The organism is Chromatiaceae bacterium (assembly GCA_016714645.1).
Taxonomy (GTDB): Bacteria; Pseudomonadota; Gammaproteobacteria; order Chromatiales; family Chromatiaceae; genus M0108.
The window spans coordinates 384,868-411,183 of the sequence record JADKCI010000002.1 but is presented as its reverse complement, the minus strand read 5'-3'; the positions used below and the strand labels follow the sequence as shown (position 1 = coordinate 411,183).

Sequence of the window (26,316 nt, the reverse complement as noted above, 5' to 3'; positions counted from 1 at the left end):
ATGACCGACGACTTTCGTATCGTGACTGAAGCCTCGTCACGGGGGAATAAAACAAACCGCCGTGATGCTCTGCGCCAGGTCATCCAGGAAATCAAGTCTATGACCGGCCTTAGAAAGGTCAAGACTCAGCTCCAAGAGTTGATGAACTTTGCCCAGGTCGTGGCAATCCGGCGCGACCGCGATCTGCCCGAACCTTCGCTTAGCTTGCACATGGTGTTCACCGGTTCTCCCGGCACCGGCAAGACTGTCATTGCGCGTAAAGTTGGTAAGTTGTTGAATGCGATAGGACTGCTCAAAACGGACAAGTTTGTTGAGGCTGATCGATCCCAACTCGTCGGTAATCATCTCGGCGACACAGCGAAACTGGTCAGGGACAAGGTCGATGAAGCCACGGACGGGGTTCTGTTCATCGACGAGGCTTACACACTCGGCGGCGCGGTTCCTGGGCAACCCGCCGACCTATTCGGAAAAGAAGCTATCGACACGCTGCTCAAGCTGATGGAAGACCGCCGTGACCGTCTCGTCGTCATTGTGGCGGGCTACGATAACGAAATACGTCGCTTCATCGACCAGAACGTCGGACTCAAGTCCAGATTCACCCGCTTCATCAAATTTGATGACTATTCCGCTGAAGAGTTGTTTGAAATTTTCGAGGGTTTTATTAAGGATGCCCGCTACCAGCTCACGCCAGAGGCCAAGCGATTGATCCAGAAAGAAATCGATCGGATGCGTAGAGGTGCCGATGAAAGATTCGGCAATGCTCGCGCCGTGCGCCAATTGTTCGAGAGCATGCTGCCGATACAGGCGCAGCGCATTGTAGGCCCGAGTGACGACTTTGAGAGCCTTTCGGAGCGTCTTTCGGATGAAGATCTTATAACTCTCACGGCCGACGATGTGCGGGCCGTTACCGAATAGCATCCCTGGGGGCTCGATACCCGTGCGCGGTGAACGCACGCCTGACGCCATAGTCCCCCACCCATTGGACCGACCACTTACCCATGGACCCCACGTATGCCAAGCTCTTGAAGGCCCGCTCCGAGGTCTATGGATACTGGGCCGGCGGTTCTGCGGTTGTTGCCCTAATCCTGATGCTGCCGAAGGACCCGGCGGCACAGGGCTATCGTTTGGTCCTGACGGCCTGCTTCTTCGGCGGGATCATCACCCTGTTGTGGGGTCTGACCCGCCCCTTGCAGGCATTCCTGGGCGCCCGTTGCGTCTGGCGATATCGCGACGCCGGGCCGGCCCTAGAGCATACCGGCAAGCTCTACGCCTATGCCCTGGCCAACTACATCGCTGGGGCCGCCTGGGTCCTGATCGCCCTGGTGTCCATCACGGCGCTACGCGTCCTAGGGGACTGGCCACAACTCGCCTTCCTGGCACCTGCCCATAGTCTGCTGGTCTGGGGCTGGTGGCTTGCCCTGCTTGCGCTGCCCCTCTACCTTGTCGGCGCTTCCCAGCAACTGAGGGACCTCGTCGCTCGCGGCAAAGCACTTGCCGAGCAGGAATTGACCTCCGGTTTTGTGCCTCCCAAGGAGTCCGAGGCGGGTGCGGGTTCTGCCCTGGCGAGCGAGCCCGCTGTGCAGGTCATGGGGCCGGGACGTTTTCGGGCCGGGGGCCATGACTGGGTCTGGGACGATTTCTTCCAGAACCTCATCGTCTTCGGCCAACCCGGCAGCGGCAAGACCGTCTGCGTACTCAATGCCTTGCTCGAAGGGTTGCTCGCCGCGAGCGAACCGCCCGCTGCCGGCCTGTTCCTGGACCCCAAGGGCGACTTCCGCGACAAGCTCCGGGTGCTTTGCCGTCGTCAGGGACGCGAGGCCGACCTGCTGATCCTGGACCCGACTCAGCCCCAGACGTCCCTCTGCTGGAATCCCTTCGACAACGACGACGATGAGATCGAGCTGGCCGGAGGGTTCACCAAGGTCATGGAAACGCTGGGGACGAGGGATGACAAGCAGCCATTCTGGATTCAGCAGGCGAGCCTCTTTATCCAGCACGCCATCGCCCTGTTGCGGGCCTCGAATTCGCCCGGAACGCCGCCCTCCCTGGCGCAGGTGAGCAACCTAGCGGGGAACGAGTTTTATCTGCGCGCCCGCCTGCTGCTCGCCAACAACGTGCAATTGCTGCACGCCACTGACGCCAGCGCCACCTTGGTCGAGGCCGTGCGGATGATCGAGGACGAGACCGCCCTCGGAGAGGCGATGGCTGCGTATTTCGAGGCTGGCCGTCCTGCCAATGCTATGACCCAGTTGGTGCATGACTGGTGGGACATGGCCCCGGAACTTCGCCGTCACGTTTGCGCCCAAGCCCGCGCGATACAGCTTGCCTCAGCCGGCGACGGCGTCTTGCCGCCCGCGGGTGAGTCGTTCGACCTCGCCCGGAACTGGTTCCTGTTCACCTGGGTCCCCTTGGTCGAGACAACTCGATCGGTAATTCAGGCTGAACTCCAACACATGTTGAAGGATTTCCTCGCCTCGCCCTACCGTCAGATCTTCGGCGAGCGTTCGACCGTCAGCCTCGGTGCCGCGTTGGATGAGGGCAAGTTACTCTATGTCTACATGCCCATCGCGGAGTGGCCGGTCATGTCGCGGGTCGTGTGCACCTTCATCAAGATCGCCTTCCAACGCGAGGTGCTGCGGCCTGGACGGCGCGGCAAGCCACGCCCAAGCCTCTTTCTCTGCGACGAGTACCAGGCGTTCTTCACCCCGGATTTCGGAGGTAAGGGTGGGGACGAAGATTTTCTGGCACGGTCTCGCGAGAGCAATCATGCCAACATCATCGCTACCCAGAACCTACTCTCCTTGCTCAAGCAAACTGCGGACGACAAGCCAGTGATGAACCTGCTCGGGCTTTGCGCCACCAAGATTTTCCTGCGCAACAACGACGATGCGACCAACGACTACGGTTCCAAGGTCTTCGGCGAGCGCTTGGAGACCCTGACCGGCACCCAGTCCAGCACCGGCGGTGTGGGTCTGCGCACCGCCGCATCTGGGTCCTCCTCGCTCAGTAGCAACACCCAATACGGTGCGGCAGTGCGCAAAGAGGTCTTTACGGGCCTCGCTGAACCATCCCGGGCCGAGGGCATCGGCTATGCAGAGTCCATGACCTGGCTGGGCGCGCGGGGCCCGATCGGTCGCGTCCGGCAACACTGGAAGGTTCATCCAATCCAATGAGTACCCGATGATCATCCGCTGGCTTGGCATTATTCTGGCCTGCGCCGTTCTTCTTTGGTTCGGCAAAGGTCTTGTCGATCATTTCACAACCAGCCTGGCAGCGACCTTTTGGTGGATGCAGCCCTGAGTTTCAACGCGCAACCCCTATTCGGGAGAACCTGTAATGGCAGAGGATGAATCCTGGAAACGCTATCTCACCCCCGAGGCCGCGCGTCGGTCGACCTACGAGGACTTGGCGGCCGAGCGAGAGCACGAGCTTGATGTCGAGGTGCGGCGTATGCGCATCATCAGGCGGATCTCCGAGCTGTCGGCGCAGATTGCTACCGCGGAGGAGCGGCAGGATTACGTCGATGTAGCCCGTCTCCTCGAGCTTCGTAATGCCGCTGACGATGAGTTCGATCATCTGGATGAAGAAACATGAGGGACGATCTGTATCGTCGTTGGGACCTGCCTCCGGAAGAACACGCCCGAGTCCGTGATCAGATCGTCGAGCACTCGCTCGCGCAGACCGCCGGGGTCGGAGAGGACAGACCAACTGCGGTTATCCTGGCCGGCCAACCGGGGGCTGGCAAGAGCGGTTTACAGAAGCAAGCGCGCGAGGAACTGCGGCCCAACGGCGGCAGCGTCGTTGTCAATGCGGACGATCTGCGCGGGTACCATCGGCACAATCTCGGGTTCCTCGACCGGGACGATCTGACCGCCGCCGAAAAGACCCAGCACGACGCAAGCCGATGGGCCGACGAACTGCGCGACGCGGCTATCGCTGGCCGCCGTAACCTGATCATCGATGGGACGTTGAAGAACCCGGAGAACGCAGAGCACCTGTGCGCGCGGCTCCAGGGGGCCGGTTATCGAGTCGAGGTCAGAGCGCTGGCGGTCCCGCCCGAGGACAGCCGCCTCGGTGTGTATCTGCGTTACGAAGTGCCGCATGCCAAGACGGGTAGCGGCCGCTGGGTGCCGGAGACCGTCCACGACAAGGCCGTGGCCGGCTTCCCGGAATCGCTCAGGCGCATCGAGCAGCGCGGGCTTGCCCATCGTGTTCAGGTCTACCGTCGCGGCTCGGACCAACCCATCTATGACCATCTAGCACCTTGTGCCGGCGACACCGACGGAGCGGCCAGAATCATCGAGGCTGAGCACCACCACGAACCGACATTGGACGAGATCCGCGATCGAGAAGCCGGCTGGAACCTGTGGCACGAGATGGCCAGGTCGAACGGGCATCTGGAAAAGCCCTATGCCCAACGCGGGCTCGCTTTGCGAGCGCAGGCAATGAAGGAGGCGCAACAGACTCGACTCAAAATCGTGGACGCACGGTACGAGTCTGTCAAGACGGCCAGCCGGCTCGATACCCCAGAGACCCAGCGTTTGCTGGCCGAAAGCGCCAAGGCGCAGCGGGAAAACCGAGAGACTATTGATCGGGTGGCACCCGATCCAGGTCCCCAGGTGAAAGGTATTGGCAAGCAAGGAGCCGTTGGACGACAGAAGGATCGTGACGACCGGTTTCAATAGGCTGTTCACCGGGAAGGTTCTGTAGTCCTCGCGTTGTTGATGCCTCAGCAGGTGTCTCGTCCCGTGCGATCGGGGCCATTGGCAGGGGATGGTAATCGGGGCCAAGGGGGTTGATCTGGTGCATGAAGGCAGCCCCGCGGCGGGCGCGCCACGGGCGGACCGGTTGCAGCCCGGGGCGGCGGTCGGTCGGTTGGCGTTGTTGCCAGACGAACAGGGCCATGTGGATCACCTCGTGTTGGGGTTGTGAAAACCGGCCATGGCTGGCGGCCTAAGGCCCGGGGCGGCGCGCCGGGAGCCTCACCGCTCCCTAACTGACGTCTATTTCCAGGTCGAGGCTTTATTTCAGGGGCGCGTAGCCTTTGGGGCCGAGCGGCGGGGAGGAGGAACCGGACCAGGGGGACGCGCGCGGATGCATACCCACCCCCGTGCATTGCCTGCACGGACGATCTGTTCATGGGGTGGGAGGGGTCACCGCTGAGGGAACCGGTGAAAGTCGGTGCAGGGGGGGACGGGGGCCCTGAGAGATTCCCGGCGCTTGGGAAAACACCAGGGTGAGCACCGCTGCGGAGTGACGCATTCGCCTCCCGCGTTCGGGGTACACTCCCCCCAGGAAGAACTTTCGATGGACGATAACAGGTAGTCGCACCTCGACCCATACCCGAAGGAAGCGGAGCTTTCCTTGTATTGGATGCGACAACTCGAACGCCTATGCGAGGTTCGAGCAATGCAGATCATGCTCCATATCACGACGTGCAGGCGTTGCAGGATGAAACTTCGGGAACTTCCCCAAGACGCCAGCCGATTTGCATTGAGAGCTCCCCGTCCCTTCTGACAGGACCGCCTCCGGGGGGCCGGACTGACCGCAATCCCCTCTGTGCCAATGTAGGTGAGACAGCACCCCCCGGTTCAATTACTGTAGGGCGGTCAGGAGATCACCGATGGCAGTACGATTGAAACAGGTTCAGGTCGAGGCGCTGGGGGCTAGACAGCAGGAGCCCGTAGATACCGTCTTCTTCGTCAAGCACCGGCGGCTGGGCTGGGTGTAAGACCCGACAGCAGAAAACGACCCCCTTGTGGGCAGGAGGCCGGGATGTCGAGAAGCCGTTCCCCCGTCGTGTCTTGAGCAGTTAGGCAAAAGAGCAGCGAGAGCCGGGACCGTTGGCTGCGCTGGTGCGGGTGCCGGAGTGAGTGGGAGACTGCACCCGGTCAGACGCTCTGCGGTTGGTAGGGCCGTTGGTGTTTGAAGACGCCGAAGGCGATCTGTACGAGTTTGCGCATGGTGGCACCGGTGGCGCTCATCTTGCATTTGCCGGCGGCGATAAGGCGCTGATAAAGGGCGCACACGTCTGGATTGTAGCGGGCGGCGGTGAGGGCGGGCAGGAACAGGCGGGCGCGCCAGCGGCTGTCGCCGTTCTTGGCCAAGCGCGGGCGCTTGAGGATACTGGTGCCGGACTGGTGCTCCACCGGGACCAGGCCGAGGCAGGCGGCGGCTTGTTTGGCGTTGCGGAAGTGCTTGGAGCCAAACAGGGCGAGGAACTCGGCGGAGAGCTTGGAACCGACGCCCGGGATGGTTTCCAGGTGCCCGCGTTGCTTTTTAAGTTCGGGATGGTGGTCGATATGTTCGTCGAGCTGAAGGCGCAGCCGCTTGATCTGCTCCCCCAGGGTCGCGAGCATGGCCTGCAGGGAGTCCAGGACGCTCCCAGGGGCTCCCTCGATCTGGGTTTTTTCCAGGCGGTTGGCCTCGCGCTGGCGGTCCTCCTCCAAGGCGTCCAGGCGCCGCAGCAGGGCGTGCAGATCGCGTACCTGGGCTGGCGGCGGTTGCCAGGGCTTGGGGTTGCGCTCATGGCCGTAAAGGGCCAGCACCCGCCCGTCGTGGGCATCATTCTTGATCTTGATGCCGTGGCTCTCGGCAAAGCGCTTGACGTGCAGCGGGTTGGTCACCGCCACCAGGCCGCCGGCCTGGTGCAAGAACAACGCCACGGCCTCGTGGTAGACCCCGGTGGCTTCGAGTACGAAGCACAGCTTGCCGGCGGGTGCGCCGCTGGCGCGCTGTGCCCAGGCGAGCAACTGCTCATGCCCCTCGCCACTGTTGTCGGTTGCCTTGGCGCGGACCGAACCCTGCCGGGGATCTCGCAACCAGGCGCCGTGCAGGCGCTTCTTGCTGACGTCGATGCCGATGAACTGCATGACTGCTGCCTCCAAAACCGTGCTGACGAGGGGATCTTCTTAACTGTCTTACCTTGTACATGCAGGCTCACGGCCAGCGGCCGGGCCTCGGATACCGTCCAGACTCGGAGAAGGTCGGGAAGAGGGAGCGGGGGCACTGTCTACAGGACGGACTCAAGGTTGTTTGGTGACAATTAACTTGGCTATGTCTGCATTAGATGTTGCCATGAGCTATCCTTATGATAGTTATTGGAAACGTGGAGGTTGATGCCATGTACGTCGCAGCGTTCCGCGCTTGGCTGGCGAAGGCGGGGGAACTCACACCGGCACAGCGACACCAGGCCATCGAAGGGCTGCGACAAGAGCGCCGCTCGGGACCGGACCCCTTGGCCGCAGTACGCGATGTCAGCCGGACCTGCCCGCATTGCCATCACACGGTCTGCCGGCCTTGGGGGCAGGCGCATGGGTTGCCGCGGTTGCGTTGCGCCGCTTGCGGCAAGACGTTCAACGCCCTCACCGGCACGCCGCTGGCCCGGCTGCGCCACCGCGAGCGCTGGGGCGAGTATGCCCAGGCCCTCATTGACGGGGAGACCGTGCGCGCGGCGGCGCGCCGCTGCGGTGTGCACAAGAACACCTCGTTCCGCTGGCGCCACCGCTTCCTGGCCCTCCCGGCCGAGGTCAAGCCGACCCACCTGCACGGGATCGTCGAGGCCGACGAGACCTACTTCCTCGAATCCCACAAGGGCGAGCGCCATCTGTCGCGCCCGCCGCGTAAGCGCGGCGGTACGGCAACGAAACGCGGCCTGTCTCACGAGCAGATCCCGTGCTGATCGTGCGCGATCGCAGCGCGAGCACCACCGACGCGGTACTGCCAAAGGCCAACACCGCGGCCGTGACGGCCGTGCTCGGGCCTATCGTGGACCCCGATGCGGTGCTGTGCTCCGATAGCGCCGCCATCTACCGCAGCTTTGCCGCGGCCGCCCACATTGCCCACACCGCCGTCAACCTCAGCGCCGGCATCCGCGTGATCGACCATGCCTTCCACATCCAGAACGTCAACGCCTACCACGGCCGGCTCAAGGGTTGGATGGCGCGCTTCCACGGCGTTGCCACCCATTCCATTACCTGCCCAACTACCTCGGCTGGCGACGCTTCCTGGAGCGCTTCGGCTCGTCCCTCGCGCCGCCACTGGTGCTGGATCTGGCCATCACCGGGGGCCAACATCTAACGCAGACATAGCCATTAACTTGGCCGGTGGACGACAACTATCTTGGCCGCTCTTGGAGGCTAAGGTAGCAGGCATTTTCGCAACGAAGAGGGGCGGGAATGTCCGGCAAGCGGATCACCATGCAACAGGTCAGGTTATACATGAACGGCAAGAGTCAGGGGGCGACGCAGGCGCAAGCCGGCGCCAAGGCGGGGGTAAGCGAGCGCAGCGCCCGGCGGATCGATGGGGGTGGGATCGGCGTGCTGGAGGCCAAGGGGCGGGACTGGCGCACGCGCCAGGACCCCTTCGCGGGGGTCTGGGAGAGCGAGGTCGTCGCGCTGTTGGAGAGGCAGCCGGAGTTGGACGCCACGACCCTGTTCGAGGAGTTGCTGGACCGGCATCCAGGCCGGTTCGGCAACGGGGGGAAGCGCACCTTCCAGCGCCGCGTCAAGGCGTGGAAGGCGCTGCATGGAGCGGACAAGGAGGTTATGTTCCGCCAGGTGCAGGAGCCGGGCCGGCAGGGGTTGTCGAACTTCACCGAGCTCAAGGGCATCGCGGTGACGATCGGCGGGGTGCCCCTGGCGCACCGTCTCTACCATTTTCGGCTGGCCTACAGCGGCTGGAGTCACGTCAAGGTCGTGCTGGGCGGGGGGGTCGTTCAGCGCCCTGGCCGAGGGGTTGCAGGAGGCCCTGTAGCGCCTTGGCGGGGCCCAGGCGGAGCACCGTACCGACAGCCTCTCGGCGGCCTACAAGAACCTCACGGTCGAGGCCCAGGATGACCTCACCGAACGCTACGAGGGCCTGTGTGCACACTATGGTATGACGCCCACACGCAACAACCGCGGTGTCGGCCACGAGAACGGCGCGGTGGAATCGCCCCACGGGCACCTCAAGCGGCGCATCGCCCAGGCGCTATTGCTGCGCGAATCGGCCGATTTCACCGCCATCGACGACTACCGTCAGTGGCTCGACGCCTTGGTCGGGCGCTTCAACCGCCGTTGCAGCGAGGCCCTGGCCCTGGAGCGCGAGAGGCTCCAGGGGCTGCCGGCGCGGCGCACCACCGACTACAGCGAGCAGGTCGTAGCGGTACCACCTCCAGCACCATCGAGGTCAGGCGGGTGCTCTACAGCGTCCCCGCGCGTCTGATCGGCGAGCGGCTGCGCCTGCACCTCTTCGACGACCGCATCGAGGCGTTCGTCGGCGCGACTCAGGCGGTCGTTCTGCCGCGGGTCTATGCCGTCCATCACGAGCGGGCACGCCGGATCGACTACCGCCACCTCATCGCCGCCCTAGCACGCAAGCCCCAGGCGTTCCGCTACTCGCAGTTGCGCGAAGACCTGCTGCCGAACGCCACCTACCGGGCGATCTGGCAGCATCTGGACCGCCACCTGGAGGCACGGGCGGCGTGCAAGCGCCTCGTCGGTATCCTCGCCCTGGCGGCACGGGCCGACTGCGAGCAGGCCCTGGGTGCGTACCTGCTCGAGCGCATCGCCGCCGGGGAGATCCCCAGCCTACCGGCGCTGGAGCAACGCTTCGAACCCGGACGCACGGGCGGCACCGACCGTGAGGGCCTGCAGGGTGCGCAGCACCCGCTATCGCTCTACAGCAGCCTGCTGCCCTCCCACGGCCAGCCGGGGAGGCTGCACTGACATGGTCCAGACCGCCACCTTACCTCTGATGCTCAAGCAGTTGCGCCTCTCCAGCGTCGCCCGCCATTGGCAGGGGATGCTGGCCACCGCCGAGCACAACGGCTGGAACAGCGCCCAATACTTAAGCGCCCTGTGCGAGCAGGAGTTGACCGAGCGCGACAGCCGGCGCATCGCCCGCTACACCCAGGATTCCCACCTGCCTACGGCCAAGAGCCTGGCCAGCTTCGACTTCGCCCAGGTCCCCGGCCTGTCCCGGGCACGCATCGAGGCCCTGGCTGGCTCCAGCGACTGGACGCGCCAGGCCCGCAACGTCCTGCTGTTCGGCGCCAGCGGCGTGGGCAAGACCCATTTGGCGGCTGCCATCGGCCACGGACTGGCCGAGCAGAGCGTACGCGTGCGCTACTGCGTCACCACCGCCCTCATCCTGGATGATTTCGGCTACGTCAAAAAAACCGAGCAGGAGACCCAGGTCCTGTTCGAACTCATCGCCCACCGCTACGAAACCGGCAGCCTGATTATCACCTCTAACCAGCCGTTCGCCGACTGGGACCGGATCTTTCCTGACCAGATGATGACCGTCGCCGCTGTCGACCGCCTGGTCCACCACGCCACCCTCATCGAGGTCAGCAGCGACAGCTACCGGCGCAAGGAGGCCCTCGGCCAGGTCGCCGCCCGGACGGCAACCGCCATCACGCCGACAACGACAACTATCCCGGCGTCAGCGCCAACTACGGCGCCGGTCTCGGGTGACCGAAGCGGCGACGTCCACCCGCACACCCCCTCGGGGTGAGGGCCAGCGGCTGGGCCATTGTCGCTACCGCGCGTGTCGGCAAAGCCGCGACAACGGCCCCACCAAGGGCACCCCCTCCCACACCAAAATACAGGAGACTCTGCCCCTAACGAACAGCGGGGCCAACCGGCCAAGATAATTGACGCCAGACAAACTGGCGGAGACCCTGCAGCGCTATGTCACCGTCTATAATCACCACATTCCACAGCGGGCACTGGGTCAGGTGTGGCCGGTGGCAGCCCTGGAACAGTGGCGGGTAAAGCAGCCTGAGCTGTTCGTTTCAGAGATTAATAATCTCCCGGGGCTTGACAAATAAGCGCAAGCCCGACGACGAGTTCGCGCAGATCAATCTCTCCTACTACCGGGCCGACGGCACCGAGGTCATGGTGCTCTGTCCGGAGTCGCAGGGAGCCATCGCGACCCAGCAGCCGTTTCGGCGACACCTGGGATCGGTGTCCCCGGAAGCAGAGGGCACCGCCGCGGCCGGACCCCCCGTGCCACCGGTGGCTGTCCGGATCCCGCGAACCGCTCCCGAGACCCCAGGTGGGGCCCCAGCGACGGTTGAACCCGAGACAGATGGGCCCCGGAGCTCCGGGCAAAGCACCTGACCGTCCTGGTGTTCAGCAGCCCCCAACTGAACGTCCTAAACTTTCAGAGGGCGGTACCCTAAGCCCAAGCCACCTCAAAACAGCTTATCCAGCAGGGGGATGATATGAAACGTCGCGAATTTCTAACCCATGTCTTACTAGCGGGCGCCATGGCGGGACTGGCTGCCCCGGCACTTGCCAAGACTCAGTTCCTGGCGTCGGGACTCGTACAGGGCGGCGGACGCAGAAAGGTCGTCTTCATCAGCGATATTCACCTCAGCGCCGATGCCAGCACTTCCTGGATGTATGAGCATATCGGCCCCCTGGCCAATTACCTTCATGCGTTGAACGCCCGCCATGACGTCTCGGAACTGGTGATCCTCGGTGATCTCCTCGATGACTGGATGGTTCCTATCGAGGATGCGCCAACAACATTCGCGGAGATCCTTGATGCAGAGCACAACCAGCCGGTCGTAACCGCCCTGCAGGAAATCTGTGAGAATCCCTCTATCCAGGTCACCTACGTTACGGGCAACCATGATCTGCTGTCATTCGAACCCGCGGCCAAGCTGCTGATCGAAGATACATTCCCCGGCATGGTGATTTACTCCGACGAACCCGGCCTGGGCGCCTACACGCTTGATGACGTGCTTTGGGCGGAACATGGCCATCGCTATACCCTCTTCAACGCCCCGGATATCTGGAGTCACGGCGGCAGTCACTTGCCCTTGGGTTACTTCATTACCCGTTTGGCCGCATCCCAGTCTCAAGCGGAAGGTACCATCCATACCTCGCCTGACATCATCAAACAATTTGTAACGCCACACCTCAAGAGGTTACCCCAATCAGCCGAGAGGCAGGATCTCCCTAATTGCGGCCATCTTCAACGCCATCGCCCTCTGGGCGGGTAAGGGGCCGGAGGATCTCTTTGTCATGCAGGGAAAAGACGGCTTCATTCCCGATCCCACCGTCGCGGATGTCACCCGCCTGTACGCCGCCATCATGTCCGCCTGGCCGGATCGGCAAAACATCGTCTTGCCGGACATGGCCTTGTTGAACGAATTGGGTTACATGATAAACAGCGCCAACCTGTTGTTTAAAATGCCTAATAATATCAAGGATCGCTACCCCTTCACGCCGCGCATCGTGCTGTTTGGGCACACCCATAAGCCACTTCTCTGGCAGCGATTCGGTTGGCCAGGCAGGATTTATGCGAATACCGGAACCTGGATTGACAGTAAGCCGATGACATGGGTGGAGGTCGACATTCGGGATTTGCGATTCAGCCGTCGTAGTTACACCGTTTCGCTGTGGTATGCAGGTCAGGCTACTCCGAGCCAACGCGGAACCATCCTCGTCCAGCTCTGACGACGGACGCCAATCCCAGGGTCCACCTGGCTGATGGAGACCAGGGCACCGTGGCGAGGTGTGGTCAGGTCTGGTTGACGTTCGCTGGGCCCCTTACCCCGCGGTCCCCCAGCCACGGGGCGAGGTCGAGTTGTTGGCGCCAGAAGCGATAGCGATGGTGGGGACGGTAGCGGAAGTGCTCACCGTTGGCGGGATAAAGGTTGAAGTTAAGTCCGGGGAGCGGGGCTGCTCCGCCGGTGGCGCTGACACGACCGGCCAGCCCGGTGAGCCACTGCTCCAGGGCGGACAGGGAGGCCGCCCAGGCCATACCATCCGCGGCCAGCACCGCCTCCCAGATGCCAGACCAGTGGATGAGGTCGGCACCGGTGGCTAATGGGGTCGGGGTTGGGGTGGAAGCATCTCCGGCGGCGAGGACCGCTCCCAGGTCCGCGGGCAGGGGCGCGGTGGGGATGCCCTGGCTGCGGGCGAGGCCGAGGGCCAGGGGGTCCGGGCTAAAGACCCGGGTATAAGGGGGGGCCGTGGCGGGGACCGGCAATCGCTGACCACCGCCCCAGAGCCAGAGGCCGTTGAGGGTGGGGATGCCGGCCGCCTCCCGGCGTTCGTTCACCGCGCTGTGGTGAAAGAGCATCTGGATCTCGTTGAGGTAGCGGGCCCAGCTGCGGGCCTCCGGTCCTTGTGGCAATTGGCCGGCGATGGGCCGGCCCAGGACGTTGGCGAGGGGTTGGGTGACCAGGTCGGGGGGCTGTTCGGTCAGGAGGTACCAGCGCTCCGGGGTCGGGGCCTCGAGGCGCAGGCCATCGGTGCCGAGATGCTGGTTGAAGAGGGCGACGAGGGCGTCCGCCTCTGCCCGGTCCGGGGCGAAGTCGGGCCCGGCAAAGAGCACCAGCCGGTCCCGGTCCGGCCGCAGATGGACGGGATCGGCGTGGAGGACATAGGCGGCAGGCGTGGCGCCGGGATCATCGGCCAGGCGGCAATAGGGGCCGCTGGGGCAGTCCCGATCCGAGGCGGGGGCATAGCCGAAGAGGTGGAAGAGGGTCCGGCAGGGATCGGCCGCGCCCGCCCCGGGCCGGCGGTCGGCGCGGCCCAAAAGCCGGGACAGGACCGGTGTCGGCGGAACCTCCGCGGGAGGCACCGGCACCGCCCCGAAGAGGCCGGGGACCAGGAGATCGAGGCGCCGGCTCAACCGGCGAGGGTCTCCATGCGGATCCGCATGACCTCGCCCTTGACCGTGTTCAGGGCCTCAATGCGGGCGATGGCCCGATTCATGCGGCCCTCGCGGACCCGATGGCTGAGCATGATGAGGGGGACATGGGTCTCGCCCTCCTCCGGCTCCTTTTGCTTGATGGCCTCGATGCTGATGCCCTCGGCGCCCAGGATGCCGGCGATCTCGGCCATGACGCCCGGTTGGTCCAGGGCGGCGATGCGCAGATAGTAGGCGGTCTCGACATCCTCCATGGCCAGCACCGGGATATCGGCGATCTCGTCTGGCTGGAAGGCGAGGTGCGGCACCCGGTTGCCGGGGTCGGAGGTGAGGACGCGGGTAACGTCCAGGACATCCGCCACTACCGCCGAGGCGGTGGGCAGGGCGCCCGCGCCCGCGCCGTAATAGAGGGTGGGGCCCACGGCGTCGCCCTTGACCAGCACCGCGTTCATGACGCCATCGACATTGGCGATGAGGCGGCGATGGGGGATGAGGGTGGGATGGACGCGCATTTCGATGCCATGCCCGGAGCGCCGCGCTATGCCCAGGTGTTTGATGCGATAGCCCAATTCCGTGGCGTAGGCTACATCCTGGGCCTGGATGCGGGAGATGCCCTCGGTGAAGGTCTTCTCGAATTGGAGCGGGATACCGAAGGCCAGGGCGCCCAGGATGGTGAGCTTATGGGCGGCGTCGATGCCCTCGACATCAAAGGTCGGGTCCGCCTCGGCATAACCCAGGGCCTGGGCCTCCGCCAGCACGTCGGCGAAGTCGCGGCCCTTATCGCGCATCTCGGTGAGGATGAAGTTGCCGGTGCCGTTGATGATGCCGGCGATCCACTCGATGTGGTTGGCGGCCAGGCCCTCGCGCAGGGCCTTGATGATGGGCACGCCACCGGCGACGGCGGCCTCGAAGGCTACCACCACGCCCTGTTCCCGGGCGGCGGCAAAGATTTCATTGCCATGGCGGGCAATGAGGGCCTTATTGGCGGTGACGACATGCTTGCCGTTGGCGATGGCCCGCAGGACCAACTCGCGGGCGGGGGAATAGCCGCCGATCAGTTCGATGACGATATCGATCTCCGGGTCGTCCACCAGGGCGAAACCATCGTTGCCGATCTGGCCGATCTGATCGAGGCCTGGGATGTCGGGGTTGTACTGATGGGCCGCCGCGCGGGCGATGTGGATCTCGCGTCCGGCGCGGCGGGCGATCTCGGCCGCATTGCGGGTCAGGACGGTGACCGTACCGCCGCCGACCGTGCCCAATCCCAACAATCCGATCTTCACCGGCTCCATAGCTGTATTCCTCTATTCTGAAACGCTGGGTTATTTTGTAGCACCGTATCCGCCAGGGGCGCCCCGTACCGGACCGGGAACCGACGGCGGGACTTCACGACAGGGCCCCGGGGCCTGGATGCTAGGCGGCTAGTATAAGGGTCAAGGGGATAGCGAGGCGAGAAACCTAGGCAGGTACCGGTTATTTCTGAACCGCGCCTGACTCAGTTCCCAAACGTCTCCAAGGAAACCGCGTACACCGGCTTGGCGGCAAAAGGCTCCGCCGCATCAGGATCAACCCTGATCCAGACACCTCCCACCAGCGGAGAACCCGGGAACTCCACCCGCGTGAAGCGCTCGAAGGGGACGCCCCGCGGGGGGGTCAAGCATTCGGCTCAGGAAGGCGCGGTTGACAGCGTTACGGCTTTCGAACTCGGCCCTGGCCCCGGTATAAGAGGCGCCGAGACCGTTTTCACTGCCGATGGGAACCGCGGCCAGGGCAGCCTTCGGCAACACCATGGCCAAGGCGAGAACCAGGATGATGCGGCGGCGCAAGGTCGGCCGGCGGTAACCGGGCAGGTGCCCCAGGGGCGGTATTCCGGAATTAGCCCTGGACACCGTCGCGACGGAACATCTCCTTGATGCCGCGGACGGCCTGGCGGGTCCGGTGCTCGTTCTCGATCAGGCCAAAGCGCACATGGGTATCGCCATACTTGCCAAAGCCGATACCCGGGGAGACCGCCACCTTGGCCTCGCTCAGCAGCTTCTTGGAGAAATCCAGGGAACCCAAGGCGCGATAGGGCTCGGGGATGGGTGCCCAGACGAACATGGTGGCCTTGGGTTTGTCCATGACCCATCCCGCCGCCGCCAGGCCCTCGCAGAGGACGTTGCGGCGGCTCTCGTACTGGCCACTGATCTGGCGCAGGCAATCCTGAGGCCCCTCCAGCGCGGTGATGGCCGCCACCTGGATGGGGGTAAAGGTGCCGTAGTCGAGATAGGACTTGATGCGGGCCAGGGCGGCGACCAGGTCAGCGTTGCCGCACATGAAACCCACCCGCCAACCCGGCATGTTGTAGCTCTTGGAGAGGGAAAAGAACTCCACGGCCACCTCCGTCGCGCCGGGGACCTGCAGAATGGAAGGCGCCCTGTAGCCATCGAAAACGATGTCGGCGTAGGCCAGGTCATGCACCACCCAGATGCCCTGTTCCCGGGCCACGGCGACGACCCGCTCAAAGAAATCCAGTTCGACGCATTGGGCGGTGGGGTTGCCGGGGAAGTTGATGACCAGCATCTTGGGCTTGGGCCAGCAGTCCTGGATGGCCCTGCGCAACTCCTCGAAAAAATCGACCCCCGGCACCAGAGGCACATGGCGCACGTCCGCCCCGGCGATGACAAAGCCATAAGGATGAATAGGATAGGCGGGGTTTGGCACCAGGACGGTGTCGCCGGCGCCCAGGGTCGCCAGGGCCAGATGGGCCAGGCCCTCCTTGGAACCGATGGTGACGATAGCCTCCTTGTCCGGGTCCAGGTCCACCGCGAAGCGCTCGCGATACCAGTGGCAGATGGCGCGGCGCAGGCGCGGAATACCCCGGGATACCGAATAGCGATGGGTATCCTCGCGCTGGGCAGCCTCCACCAGCTTATCGACGATGTGGCGCGGGGTGGGCTGGTCGGGATTGCCCATGCCAAAGTCGATAATGTCCTCCCCCCGCGCGCGCGCGGCCGCCTTCAACTCATTGACGATATTGAAGACATAGGGCGGCAGGCGCTGAATGCGGCTGAATTCGGAACTGGGAGCGACCATGAGAACCTCTCGGCCGGGCGAACATAAGGAGGGACTGGGGAGTTTACCCCCAAGCCGGACGGAATTAAATCAGGGTTTCGGGAAGCCCCTTTTCGAAGTCTTGCCGACCCAGGGGAGCTTGGGGTATGTTGCCCCTATGAAATTTTCCCAAGCAGATCCCGGCGACGGTTACATCATCGAGGGCTACGAGACTGGCCGCATCCTGATCAATGGCAACTTCTTTGGCTCGGGGCTCATCCTGACCCCCCAGCGCCTCCTGCCCGCCTGGGGTCCCGAGCTAGCCACCGATCTGACGGAGGCCCACATCGACGCCCTGCTGGAACTCGACCCCCAGGTCATCCTCCTCGGCACCGGCGCCCGCCAGGTCTTCCCCGCCATGGCTCTGCTGGCGCCCGCCATGGCGCGGGGCGTTGGCATCGAGGTCATGGACACGGGGGCGGCCTGCCGCACCTACAACATCCTCATGGCCGAGGGCCGGCACGTCGTGGCTGGACTTCTGCCGATCCGAGGCTAGCCCCCTCACCCGCCCCTTCCCAGGAACCGCCGCCCAGGAGTTTTCCCCCATGGATCGCAAGATGATCCTCTCGATCCTCGCCTTTGCCGTTTTCGCCTTCATCGGCATCATGCTGCTGCTGCCGGATGAAAACATCGAGGACCAGACCCCTCGCCTGCCCTGGCAGGTGGAGCAGGACGGCCAGGGCCGCACCCGAGCCTTCGGCTTTACTCTGGGGGAGACGACCCTGGGCGAAATTCGCCGCCTGTTCCAGGAGGAAGGGGAGATCAACCTCTTCGCCCGCCTGGACCCCGATCACCAGGCGATCGGTTATACGGTGGAGGCCTACTTCGACCAGATTTATCTGAACCGCATCCGCGGGGATTTCGTCATCGGTATCGAGGCGGACGAGGCCATCCTGGCCCCTATGTATGAACGCGGCCTGCGCATCAGCCAGTTGGGCAGCGGCGCCAAGAAGGTCAAGCTGGACCCGGGGGATATCGCGACCCTGGAGACCCTGCCCATCTCCGCCATCACCTACCTGCCCTGGAAATCCCTGGACGCCGAGATCGTCGCGAAGCGTTTCGGCACCCCGGCGGAGCAACGCCTGGAGCCCGAGACCGGGGTGACCCACTGGCTCTACCCGGACCAGGGCATGGACCTGGCCATGGATAAAAAAGGCGGGGTCGTTATCCAGTATGTGAATCGGGACGCCTTTGCCGACTTGATCGCGCCCCTGGAGGCCCTGGCCAGCCCCAAGCCAGGGCCCTAACCTTTATTCCGGACCATAGCCGTTGGGATTGGCGGACTGCCACCGCCAGGCGTCGCGCACCATCTCATCCAGGCCTAACTCGGCGGACCAGCCCAGCGCCTCTCGGGCCTGGCTGGGATCGGCGTAACAGATGGCGATGTCCCCTGGCCGCCGGCCCACGATATCGTAGGGCACGGGCCGACCACTGGCCTGTTCGAAGGCCCGCGTCATCTCCAGCACGCTGTAGCCCCGACCCGTACCCAGGTTGCAGATCATCAGGCCGGGGTTGGTGGCCAGCCGCTCCAGGGCCCGGAGATGCCCCCGCGCCAGATCGACCACATGGATATAATCCCGCACCCCCGTCCCATCCGGGGTCGCGTAATCACCGCCAAAGACGCGCAGGCGCGACCGCTTACCCGACGCCACCTGGGCGATGAAGGGCAGGAGGTTGTTGGGGATGCCATTGGGGTCCTCGCCGATACGGCCGCTGGGATGGGCGCCCACCGGGTTGAAGTAACGCAACAGCGCGATATTCCAACCCGGTTCGGCCTGCCGCAGGTCGGTCAGAATCTGTTCGATGAAGAGTTTGGAACGGCCGTAGGGATTAGTGGCGAAGGTCGGAAAATCCTCCCGCACCGGGACACTGGCGGGGTCGCCATAGACGGTGGCCGAGGAACTGAAGACCAGATTGCGCACCCCGGCGTCGGCCATGACCTGGCAGAGACTCAGGGTGCCGCCGATATTGTTGTCGTAATAGGCCAGCGGGATCTCGGTGGACTCGCCCACCGCCTTGAGGCCCGCGAAGTGGATGACGGCATCGAAGCGGTTGGCGCGAAATACCGCCGCCAAGGCGGGCGAATCCCGCAGATCGATCCGGGCAAAGCCGGGGGCCCGGCCGCTGATCTCCCCCACCCGGCGCAAGGACTCCTCCTTGCTGTTACAGAGATTATCGACCACGAAGACCGCGTATCCCGCGGCCAGTAACTCCACACAGGTATGGCTGCCGATATAACCCGCCCCGCCCGTCACCAAAATATGCATCGCGATAGCTCCGTGGTCATGGCCCCATGTCGTTTCAAGGCCCCCAAGAAAAATCCCGTACTCCTCTCATTGACGCCCATCCCCGTTCGCGCAATGATCGCGGCACAATTTTACCCGCCGCGGTCGGGCCTGGCATGGGCATCTCACCCGAAAGCCAAGCGGCGCCCCCCGCCAACCACCGAGAGGAGCCCCAAAATGTCCGAAACCCTTGCCACCCCGGATTTCCCGGCCGAGACCCCCTCCAGATCTTTCAGTTGGGTGAAAGTGTTGTTGATGGTGGTGCCCTATGTGGCGCTCTACGTCGTTGCCGTCTGGCTGGTGGCCATGACGGATAGCAGCCCCGAGCGGGCAGGTAATCTCTGGCTCTGGTTCATCCCCGCTGTCGGCCTGATTGCGATCTATGGCGGCTGGAACCGGATGAGGTCCTCGGGAGGCAGCCTTCCTGGTTACCTGATCAGACAGATTTTGCACTGGGGGGCGACCGCCGGGGTACTTCATATCCTTTTCTGGCCCACCGTCCTGGTCTATTTGAACGCCGAAACCCATGGCTTCGTGGATATTTATATTCTGGGTCTCTCCGCCATCCTGGCCGGGGTCTATGTGGACTGGAAGATGGGCCTCTTTGGCCTCTTCCTGGTGGGCAGCGGCGTCGGTATCGCCTTCCTCGACGATAACGCCATGCTGATGACCCTCACGGGACTTGCCGTGCTCGGTGTCGGCCTGTCGGTGCTCATCCTCCGGTTAAGGAAGGCCTGAAGCACCCTCTTGACCTGGCGGCTCGCGGCAGCAGTGCCAGGGCAAGAAAAGCTCAGGGGGTTCCGTAAAGCGGTTAACGCAGTGGGGGTTCGGTCTCCGAGACCCTCATCGCCACCTTCCCCAGCCGCGCCCCCTCCAACCGCAGCCGGACCCGCAGCCGCCGCAGCAGGTCCGCCTCCAGGTTATCCGGTAGCAGGACCAGGGAGGCGGTGCGCCAGCGGCCACACCGGAAGTTGAGTACCACCAGCGCCGGGCTGACATAGGTCGATCCCAACAAACGCCCGTCCCGTTCCCGCCCGTCGCCCTGGATCAGGGACCAGGCGCCATCCGGCCACCAAACCGCCTCCCTCAGGCTCCAAGGCCAGAAATGCCAGACGGCCCCGCCCAGGCTCAGGGCGCACCCCAGCAGCACGGCCAAGGCCAGCCCGGCGCGTCCTGACAGGGCCAGGGGCAGGAAAAGGACCGTCGCCAGGGTCAGCCCATGCGCGATCAGCACCCAGAGGGCCAGACGCCGGGAGACCCCGGGGCGGATGACCAAGGCTGGCCGTTCGATGGAGCCTGTCATGGCTTAAAATCCTCTCGCCTTCCTCTCCCAACGCCCAGGACCGCCACCCCGATGGACGACTACGACGCCTTCCCCTACGAGAGCATCGCCTTCCCGGAGACCCATCCTCATCACCTGGCCGTGCTTGGCCGGCTGCTGGGACTAGACACCGCGCCCCCCGCGACCGCCCGGGTGCTGGAAATGGGCTGCGCCGGCGGCGGCAATCTCATCCCCTTGGCCCAGAGCCTGCCGGACGCCTCTTGCCTGGGCATCGACCTCTCGGCGCGGCAGATCGCCATGGGCCAAGACCTGATCCAGACCTTGGGCCTGGCTAACCTGGAATTACGGCAGGGCGACATCCTCGACCTGGACCCCAGCCTGGGCCCATTCGACTACATCATTGCCCACGGTGTCTATTCCTGGGTTCCCGACCCAGTGCGGGAACATCTTTTACGACTGGCTAGCCACCTCCTCGCCCCCGCCGGCATCTTCTATGTCAGCTACAACTGCCTGCCGGGCTGGCGGATGCGCGGCATGCTGCGGGACATCCTCCTCTACGCCTGCCGCGGGTTGGAGACCCCCACCGAACGCATCAGTGCCGCGCGGGCGGCCCTGGACCGACTGCGCGCCAGTCTCCAGGGGCTGGACGCCCATAGCGCCCGTTATCTGCTGGCGGAAATCACCCATCTGGATCAGGTCCACCCCAGCTACCTGCTGTTCGAGTACCTGGCGGAGCACAACCGGGCCTTCCTCTTCAGCGACTTCGCCGCCGACGCGGAACAGGCCGGGCTGCGCTATCTCTGCGACACCGACCCGCGTACCCTCTTCCCATCGACCTATGGCGAGGCCGTGGATCAGGCCCTGGCCCCCATCGAGGACGGCCTGGAACTGGAGCAATGGCTGGATTTCGTCACCAACCGCAACTTCCGCCAGAGCCTGCTGTGCCGCGCCGATGCGGACCTGCCCGAGGAGATCGCCATCGACCTGGACCGCTTCGCCGGCCTGGCCTTCCGCGCGGACCTGCGCCCCGCCGCCCGGCCCGACCTGCGGCGGGTCAAGGACAGCCCCTTCCTGACCCCCGCCGGCGTCACCCTCCAGGTCAGCCAACCCCTGACCAAGGCCCTGCTCCTGGAACTCGGCGCCCGCTTCCCGGACTCCCTGACCCTGGCGGAGGTCCTGCCCGCCGCCATGGCGCACGTCGAGGCCGCGGGCGGCGGCGCCCTGGCCCAGGCGGTGGATGACTGCCTGCCGGAGCTCTTCAGCCTCTTTGCCCACAACGGCATCGGCGCCCAGCCAGACCCCCGACACCTGCCCCCGCCGGCCCTGGACCGGCCCCAGATCTGGCCCCTGGCCCGGGCCCAACTCGTCGGGGGTGCCCGACGCATTACCTCGGTTAATCACACCAATCTCGACCTGGACGCCTTCGCCATCCAGCTCATCGGCTATCTGGATGGGACGCGCACCCCGGATGAGGTGGCGCTGGCCCTGACCGATGACCTCATGGAGGGCCGTCTCGCCCCGCCCAAGGCGTTGGGCACCACCAACTGGCCCAGAAACAAGCTACTGGCCCGCACCCAGACAGCCACCCAGGAACTCATAGCCCTCTTTGCCCGCCAAGGGATACTGCTAGCGGATTGACCCTGTGGCCAAAACATCTGAGCTGTCGCTGTCCCGGGTCGGGTGAGGGCTGGCGGGGGACGCCGTGAATACATCCCTGTAGGCTTGGCGACAGCTCTCACCCGACCCTCCTTCTATAGGCCAAGGCGTGGCTGGCGCATCCACTCCTGGGTAGTACCCCCTTCAAGCACCCCCGTGACCAAGGCTCTCGCCAAGGCCGGGCAGCCGTTTCTTCCAGCGTACCCAGCCGCCAGACCCTCATGAGCGGGGTCTGGTGCTGCTGTCCGGGGGCGTGCATGGCAGGGATGCCATGCCCGAGCCTCCAGGGATGGATTTACGGCGACCCCCGGACAGGAGCACCAGAACCCGCCCGCGCCAGCCTGTCCAGCTCCGGAAAATGCACCAGCTTCTATCTCCGAGGGACTATGTTATCTTCAGGCGCCTATCCGTCACTGCAGGAGTGTTAGACACCATGAATTTTGACGATACCCTGTATCAGGGGGTCATGCTACGCCTCGTTCACGGGGTCATGGCCTTTCGGCAACAGGAATACCTCAGTGGCCAGACGCGCATGATGGAGCTGGCCAAAGGCCAAAAACCCGAGGTGCTCTTGATCGGTTGCTCCGACTCACGGGTAGACCTGACGCGCATCAGCGGAGCGGAACTGGGCGAGGTTTTCATCATCCGGAATGTCGCCAATCTGGTCCCGCCCTATACCTTAGGCCAGGGCACCGAACATGGCGTACGCGCGGCCATCGAGTATGGGGTCAAGGCACTAAACGTCTCTCACCTCGTCGTTTTCGGACACGCCCACTGCGGAGGCATCCAGGCGGCCATCCAGACCGCCGCCGGTCAGGCACCGCCTTCGGACTTCCTCGGTCCCTGGCTGGCCCTGGCCAAGGATGCCTGCCATGCCGAGATTGAGGACCCGGTAACAGGCGAGCCCCGCCCGGTGCCCGTAGAGCGGCTAAAGGATTACAGTTACCTGGTCGAGCGCGCCGCGGTGCTCAACTCCCGGAACAATTTGCTTACTTACCCTTGGATTGCCGAGCGTGTCGCCGCGGGCTCCCTGAGCCTCCATGGCTGGTGGTTTGATCTCGAAACCGGCGACCTCTGGGCCACCCACCCCCGCACAGGCCAGTTCCTCCCGGTCGAGGTGCACTGAGTTGGCCCGTGACCGGGCGATACGGCCCGACGGTATCGACTACTGGGTGGATGAGCGCCCACCTGCCAGTCTAATCCTCATTGTGGCCCTGCAGCAGGTGGCCTTCCTCGGCGCCATCATGACCCTGCCCGTGGTGCTGGCCCGCCAAGCAGGCTTGGACATGGCGGGCGCGGCGGGACTGGTGGCGCTGACCATGATGGGGGCGGGCATCGGCGTTATCCTTCAGGCGCTTAATCGCGGCGGGATTGGCGTCGGCCTCTTTAGTCCCTTACATACCTCCTCGGTGGCCTTTCCCGCCTCCCTGGCCGCCGTCCAGATGGGTGGCCTGGGGCTCGCCTTTGGCATGATGTTGGTAGCGGCGGGGGTACAGATGGCTCTGGCCCGGGTCCTGCCCCGGCTGCGCGCCCTCTTTCCGGTGGAAATCGCCGGCCTCATCGTCCTCATCCTGGGCCTTGGGCTCGGCCTGGTCGGCCTGCGCAATTTCCTCGCCATCGATACCCCTCATACCGGGGATCCTCGCATCCTGCAGGTAGGCCTCCTGACCCTGTCGACCATCATTCTCTTCAACATCTGGGGCAAGGGGCGGTTGCGCGCCTTTTCCGTCTTCACGGGCCTGGTGGTCGGTCAGGCCCTGGCCCTCTGGCTGGGGTTGGTGGATACGGAGCGCCTGGCGGTCATCTCTCAAGTCCCCCTGTTCGGGGTTCCCCCCATCGGCCAGTTTGGCTGGGCCTTCGACTGGACCCTGGTGCCAGAATTCCTCCTCGTCGGCCTGGCGCTCTCCTTCAACTGCTTTGGCGTCCTCACCATCGCCCAGCGGGCCAACGACGCCGGCTGGAAGCGCCCAGACATGGCCGGGATCGGCCGCGGGCTCATGGCCGAGGGCCTGACCAACGCCGCCTGCTCGCTGATCAATGGCGTCGCCCAGACGGCCAGTGGCGGTGCCCTTGGCCTGGCTCTGGCGACCGGGGTGACCAGTCGTATCGTGGGCTTTGCCCTGGGTGGGGTTTTCATCGCCCTCGCCTTCTTCCCCCCCGTGGCCAGCCTCTGGACCCTGCTGGCGCCGCCGGTGATCGGAGCCGTACTGATGTTCGTCGCGTCATTCATCATCCTGGGCGGCATCAAGATCATCACCTCGCGCCTGCTAGACCCGCGCAAGACCCTGACCCTGGGCCTGGCGCTCATCGCCGCCATCGGTCACGACACGGTGTTGGTGAATACTAGCCAGTCCGTGGGGATAATCGATACCTCGCTGTCCAGTATGGTCGCTCTGGCAGTGATCGTTGCCATCGGGCTCAACGCCCTATTCCGGCTGGGAGTTCATCAATTCGTGGCCCATAGCGTTCCACTCGATGCCCAATGGCCAACAACGGTCAACAAATACTTGTGGCACCTCGGGCACCAGTGGGGCGCCCGCCCGGAGGTGGTGATGCGCCTCGATCATGCCACCCATGAGCTGTTGGATGCCGTCTATGCCCATGGACTACTGGCGGACGGGGACGATCCCCACGTCGAGCTGGTGGCCCGCTTCGATGAATACCAATGCCAAATCCGTGTCACCTATGCCGGCAGACCCCTGCGCCTTGCCCATGAGCCCCCAGACCCCGAGCGGCTGATGGATGATCCCGATGCCCTGGCGGAGCTGGCCGGCTTTTTGATCAGACGCCAGGCCGACGGCCTCAAGGTTGATGAACAGAATGGTCAATGCACGGTGACCATGCGCTTTGATGACTGAGGGGCAACCCCCGTGATCAAGGCCTTCGCCAAGGCCGGGAAGCCGCTACTCCCAGCATACCCAGCCACCAGACGCTCACAAGCGGGGTCTGGTGCTTCTGTCCGGGGGCGTGCATGGCAGGGATGCCATGCCCGAGCCTCCAGGGATGGATTTACGGCGACCCCCGGACAGGAGCACCAGAACCCGCCCGCGCCAGCCTATCCAGCTCCCGCAAATGCCCCAGCTTCTCCCGAATGCGAATCTCCAACCCGCGATCCACCGGTGCGTAATACCGTCGCGGCCGCAGACCGTCGGGGAAATAGACCTCGCCAGCGGCATAGCCCTCCGGCTCATCATGGGCATAGCGATAGTCGTGACCATACCCCAGCTCCTTCATGAGCCGGGTCGGGGCATTGCGCAGATGGACGGGGACTTCCAGGGAGCCGGACTGGCGGGCATCCTCCTGGGCGGCCTTCCAGGCCAGATAAACAGCATTGCTCTTCGCCGCGCAGGCCATATAAACCACCGCTTGGGCAATGGCCAGCTCCCCCTCGGGACTGCCGAGGCGCTCCTGCATATCCCAAGCGTTTAAGGCCAACTCCAACGCCCGCGGGTCGGCATTGCCAATATCCTCGCTCGCCATGCGCGCCACCCGCCGGGCGATATAGAGGGGATCGCAACCGCCGTCGATCATGCGCGCCAGCCAATAGAGGGCCGCGTCCGGGGCCGAACCGCGCACCGATTTGTGCAGGGCGGAGATCTGGTCATAGAAGATATCACCGCCCTTATCAAAACGCCGCGCATGACCGGCGATGACCTCCGTCACCACCCCTTCGCCCATCTCCCCGCCCTCGCTCAGGTCCGCCGCCAACTCCAGCAGATTCAGGGCACGGCGGGCATCACCATCCGACGCCTCCGCCAGCACCCGGCGCTGCTCGGGGGCCAGGGTCAGACCCAGTTGACCCAGGCCCCGCTCCCGATCCGCCAGGGCCTGGTCCATGACCCCTTCCAGGTCTTCAAGCTCCAGGGCCTTGAGGACATAGACCCGAGCACGGGACAGGAGGGCATTGTTGAGTTCAAAGGAGGGGTTCTCGGTGGTGGCGCCGATAAAGACCAGGGCCCCCTCCTCCACATGGGGCAGGAAGGCATCCTGCTGGGCCTTGTTGAACCGATGGACCTCGTCAATGAAGAGGATGCTGCCCCGCCCATCCGCGGCGCGCACCCGCCGGGCCTCCTCCACCGCCTCGCGGATGTCCTTGACCCCGGACAGGACCGCCGAGAGGCGCATGAAATGGCAACCGGAAGAGCCCGCAAGGAGCCGCGCCAGGGTCGTCTTGCCGGTACCCGGCGGCCCCCAGAAGATCATGGAGTGGGGCCGATCCATCTCGATCGCCCGGCGCAGGGGCTTGCCGGGGGCGAGGAGGTGGGCCTGGCCACGGAATTCCGCCAGGGTGCGGGGACGCATACGCTCCGCCAGGGGGGCCATGGGGTGGGCTGCGGCCTGACGTGC

Annotated in this window: 21 protein-coding genes and 2 pseudogenes; 16 read left to right on the top strand and 7 right to left on the bottom strand. The window is 64.6% G+C overall.

Annotated elements, in window-relative coordinates; translation table 11 throughout:
* The 4 genes from IPN92_08905 to IPN92_08890 all read left to right on the top strand — a co-directional run bounded on the left by IPN92_08905 (position 1) and on the right by IPN92_08890 (position 4,685).
* A complete protein-coding gene (locus IPN92_08905; GenBank protein MBK8638388.1) occupies positions 1-915 on the top strand; it encodes an AAA family ATPase in 915 nt (304 codons plus the stop codon).
* Between the two features lie 83 nt (positions 916-998).
* Positions 999-3,173: a type IV secretory system conjugative DNA transfer family protein gene (locus IPN92_08900; GenBank protein ID MBK8638387.1), complete on the top strand. Its 2,175-nt coding sequence runs from the start codon at positions 999-1,001 to the stop codon at positions 3,171-3,173.
* Between the two features lie 163 nt (positions 3,174-3,336).
* A complete protein-coding gene (locus tag IPN92_08895; protein MBK8638386.1) occupies positions 3,337-3,594 on the top strand; it encodes a hypothetical protein in 258 nt (85 codons plus the stop codon).
* Complete coding sequence (locus IPN92_08890) at positions 3,591-4,685, top strand: zeta toxin family protein (GenBank protein MBK8638385.1); 1,095 nt, start codon at positions 3,591-3,593, stop codon at positions 4,683-4,685. Before IPN92_08895 ends, IPN92_08890 begins: the two co-directional genes overlap by 4 nt.
* Before the next feature lie 1,206 nt (positions 4,686-5,891).
* Here the strand turns inward: IPN92_08890 and IPN92_08885 are convergent.
* Positions 5,892-6,872, bottom strand: coding sequence for an IS110 family transposase (locus IPN92_08885; GenBank protein MBK8638384.1), 981 nt, complete (start codon positions 6,870-6,872; stop codon positions 5,892-5,894).
* A gap of 251 nt (positions 6,873-7,123) precedes the next feature.
* Here IPN92_08885 and IPN92_08880 point away from each other — a divergent pair.
* The 6 genes and pseudogenes from IPN92_08880 (at position 7,124) to IPN92_08855 (ending at position 12,452) form a co-directional block, all read left to right on the top strand.
* A pseudogene (locus IPN92_08880) lies at positions 7,124-8,090 on the top strand (IS1595 family transposase).
* Positions 8,091-8,177: 87 nt separating this feature from the next.
* Positions 8,178-9,707 (top strand): annotated as a pseudogene (locus IPN92_08875) (IS21 family transposase).
* Position 9,708: 1 nt separating this feature from the next.
* Positions 9,709-10,497, top strand: coding sequence for an ATP-binding protein (locus IPN92_08870; GenBank protein MBK8638383.1), 789 nt, complete (start codon positions 9,709-9,711; stop codon positions 10,495-10,497).
* 139 nt (positions 10,498-10,636) lie between these two features.
* The gene (locus tag IPN92_08865; protein MBK8638382.1) at positions 10,637-10,813 is read left to right on the top strand and encodes a hypothetical protein; all 177 of its coding nucleotides are present in this window, start codon (positions 10,637-10,639) and stop codon (positions 10,811-10,813) included.
* A 396-nt stretch (positions 10,814-11,209) separates the two neighbouring features.
* Complete coding sequence (locus tag IPN92_08860) at positions 11,210-11,995, top strand: metallophosphoesterase (GenBank protein MBK8638381.1); 786 nt, start codon at positions 11,210-11,212, stop codon at positions 11,993-11,995.
* Between the two features lie 22 nt (positions 11,996-12,017).
* Positions 12,018-12,452: a hypothetical protein gene (locus tag IPN92_08855; protein MBK8638380.1), complete on the top strand. Its 435-nt coding sequence runs from the start codon at positions 12,018-12,020 to the stop codon at positions 12,450-12,452.
* A 64-nt stretch (positions 12,453-12,516) separates the two neighbouring features.
* On the opposite strand, the gene IPN92_08850 is transcribed toward IPN92_08855, so the two are convergent.
* The 3 genes from IPN92_08850 to alaC all read right to left on the bottom strand — a co-directional run bounded on the left by IPN92_08850 (position 12,517) and on the right by alaC (position 16,728).
* Positions 12,517-13,635: a phosphoglycerate mutase gene (locus tag IPN92_08850; protein ID MBK8638379.1), complete on the bottom strand. Its 1,119-nt coding sequence runs from the start codon at positions 13,633-13,635 to the stop codon at positions 12,517-12,519.
* Positions 13,632-14,945, bottom strand: coding sequence for a homoserine dehydrogenase (locus tag IPN92_08845; GenBank protein ID MBK8638378.1), 1,314 nt, complete (start codon positions 14,943-14,945; stop codon positions 13,632-13,634). The genes IPN92_08850 and IPN92_08845 overlap by 4 nt, the downstream gene beginning before the upstream one ends.
* A 583-nt stretch (positions 14,946-15,528) precedes the next feature.
* On the bottom strand, positions 15,529-16,728 hold the full coding sequence (gene alaC / locus IPN92_08840) for an alanine transaminase (protein ID MBK8638377.1): 1,200 nt from the start codon (positions 16,726-16,728) through the stop codon (positions 15,529-15,531).
* Between the two features lie 136 nt (positions 16,729-16,864).
* Between alaC and IPN92_08835 the strand changes: the two genes are divergently transcribed.
* Both IPN92_08835 and IPN92_08830 read left to right on the top strand, forming a co-directional pair.
* Complete coding sequence (locus tag IPN92_08835; GenBank protein MBK8638376.1) at positions 16,865-17,242, top strand: Mth938-like domain-containing protein; 378 nt, start codon at positions 16,865-16,867, stop codon at positions 17,240-17,242.
* A gap of 49 nt (positions 17,243-17,291) precedes the next feature.
* Positions 17,292-17,993, top strand: coding sequence for a hypothetical protein (locus tag IPN92_08830; protein ID MBK8638375.1), 702 nt, complete (start codon positions 17,292-17,294; stop codon positions 17,991-17,993).
* Positions 17,994-17,996: 3 nt separating this feature from the next.
* On the opposite strand, the gene galE is transcribed toward IPN92_08830, so the two are convergent.
* Positions 17,997-19,013 (bottom strand): UDP-glucose 4-epimerase GalE, encoded by a 1,017-nt coding sequence (galE, locus tag IPN92_08825; GenBank protein MBK8638374.1) that lies wholly within the window; start codon positions 19,011-19,013, stop codon positions 17,997-17,999.
* 195 nt (positions 19,014-19,208) lie between these two features.
* On the opposite strand from galE, the gene IPN92_08820 reads away from it, so the two are divergent.
* Positions 19,209-19,769 carry a hypothetical protein gene (locus IPN92_08820; protein ID MBK8638373.1) on the top strand — a complete coding sequence of 187 codons (561 nt, stop codon included), beginning with the start codon at positions 19,209-19,211 and terminating at the stop codon, positions 19,767-19,769.
* Positions 19,770-19,842: 73 nt separating this feature from the next.
* Here the strand turns inward: IPN92_08820 and IPN92_08815 are convergent, their stop codons facing one another.
* A complete protein-coding gene (locus IPN92_08815; protein MBK8638372.1) occupies positions 19,843-20,334 on the bottom strand; it encodes a hypothetical protein in 492 nt (163 codons plus the stop codon).
* 51 nt (positions 20,335-20,385) lie between these two features.
* Between IPN92_08815 and IPN92_08810 the strand changes: the two genes are divergently transcribed.
* From IPN92_08810 to IPN92_08800, 3 genes are all read left to right on the top strand, one after another.
* Positions 20,386-21,951 carry a class I SAM-dependent methyltransferase gene (locus tag IPN92_08810; protein ID MBK8638371.1) on the top strand — a complete coding sequence of 522 codons (1,566 nt, stop codon included), beginning with the start codon at positions 20,386-20,388 and terminating at the stop codon, positions 21,949-21,951.
* 451 nt (positions 21,952-22,402) lie between these two features.
* Positions 22,403-23,095, top strand: coding sequence for a carbonic anhydrase (locus IPN92_08805; GenBank protein ID MBK8638370.1), 693 nt, complete (start codon positions 22,403-22,405; stop codon positions 23,093-23,095).
* A 1-nt stretch (position 23,096) separates the two neighbouring features.
* Positions 23,097-24,827, top strand: a complete 1,731-nt coding sequence (locus IPN92_08800; GenBank protein MBK8638369.1) for a hypothetical protein — start codon at positions 23,097-23,099, stop codon at positions 24,825-24,827.
* Positions 24,828-24,978: 151 nt separating this feature from the next.
* On the opposite strand, the gene IPN92_08795 is transcribed toward IPN92_08800, so the two are convergent.
* Positions 24,979-26,292 (bottom strand): replication-associated recombination protein A, encoded by a 1,314-nt coding sequence (locus IPN92_08795; protein ID MBK8638368.1) that lies wholly within the window; start codon positions 26,290-26,292, stop codon positions 24,979-24,981.
* Positions 26,293-26,316 lie beyond the last annotated feature (24 nt).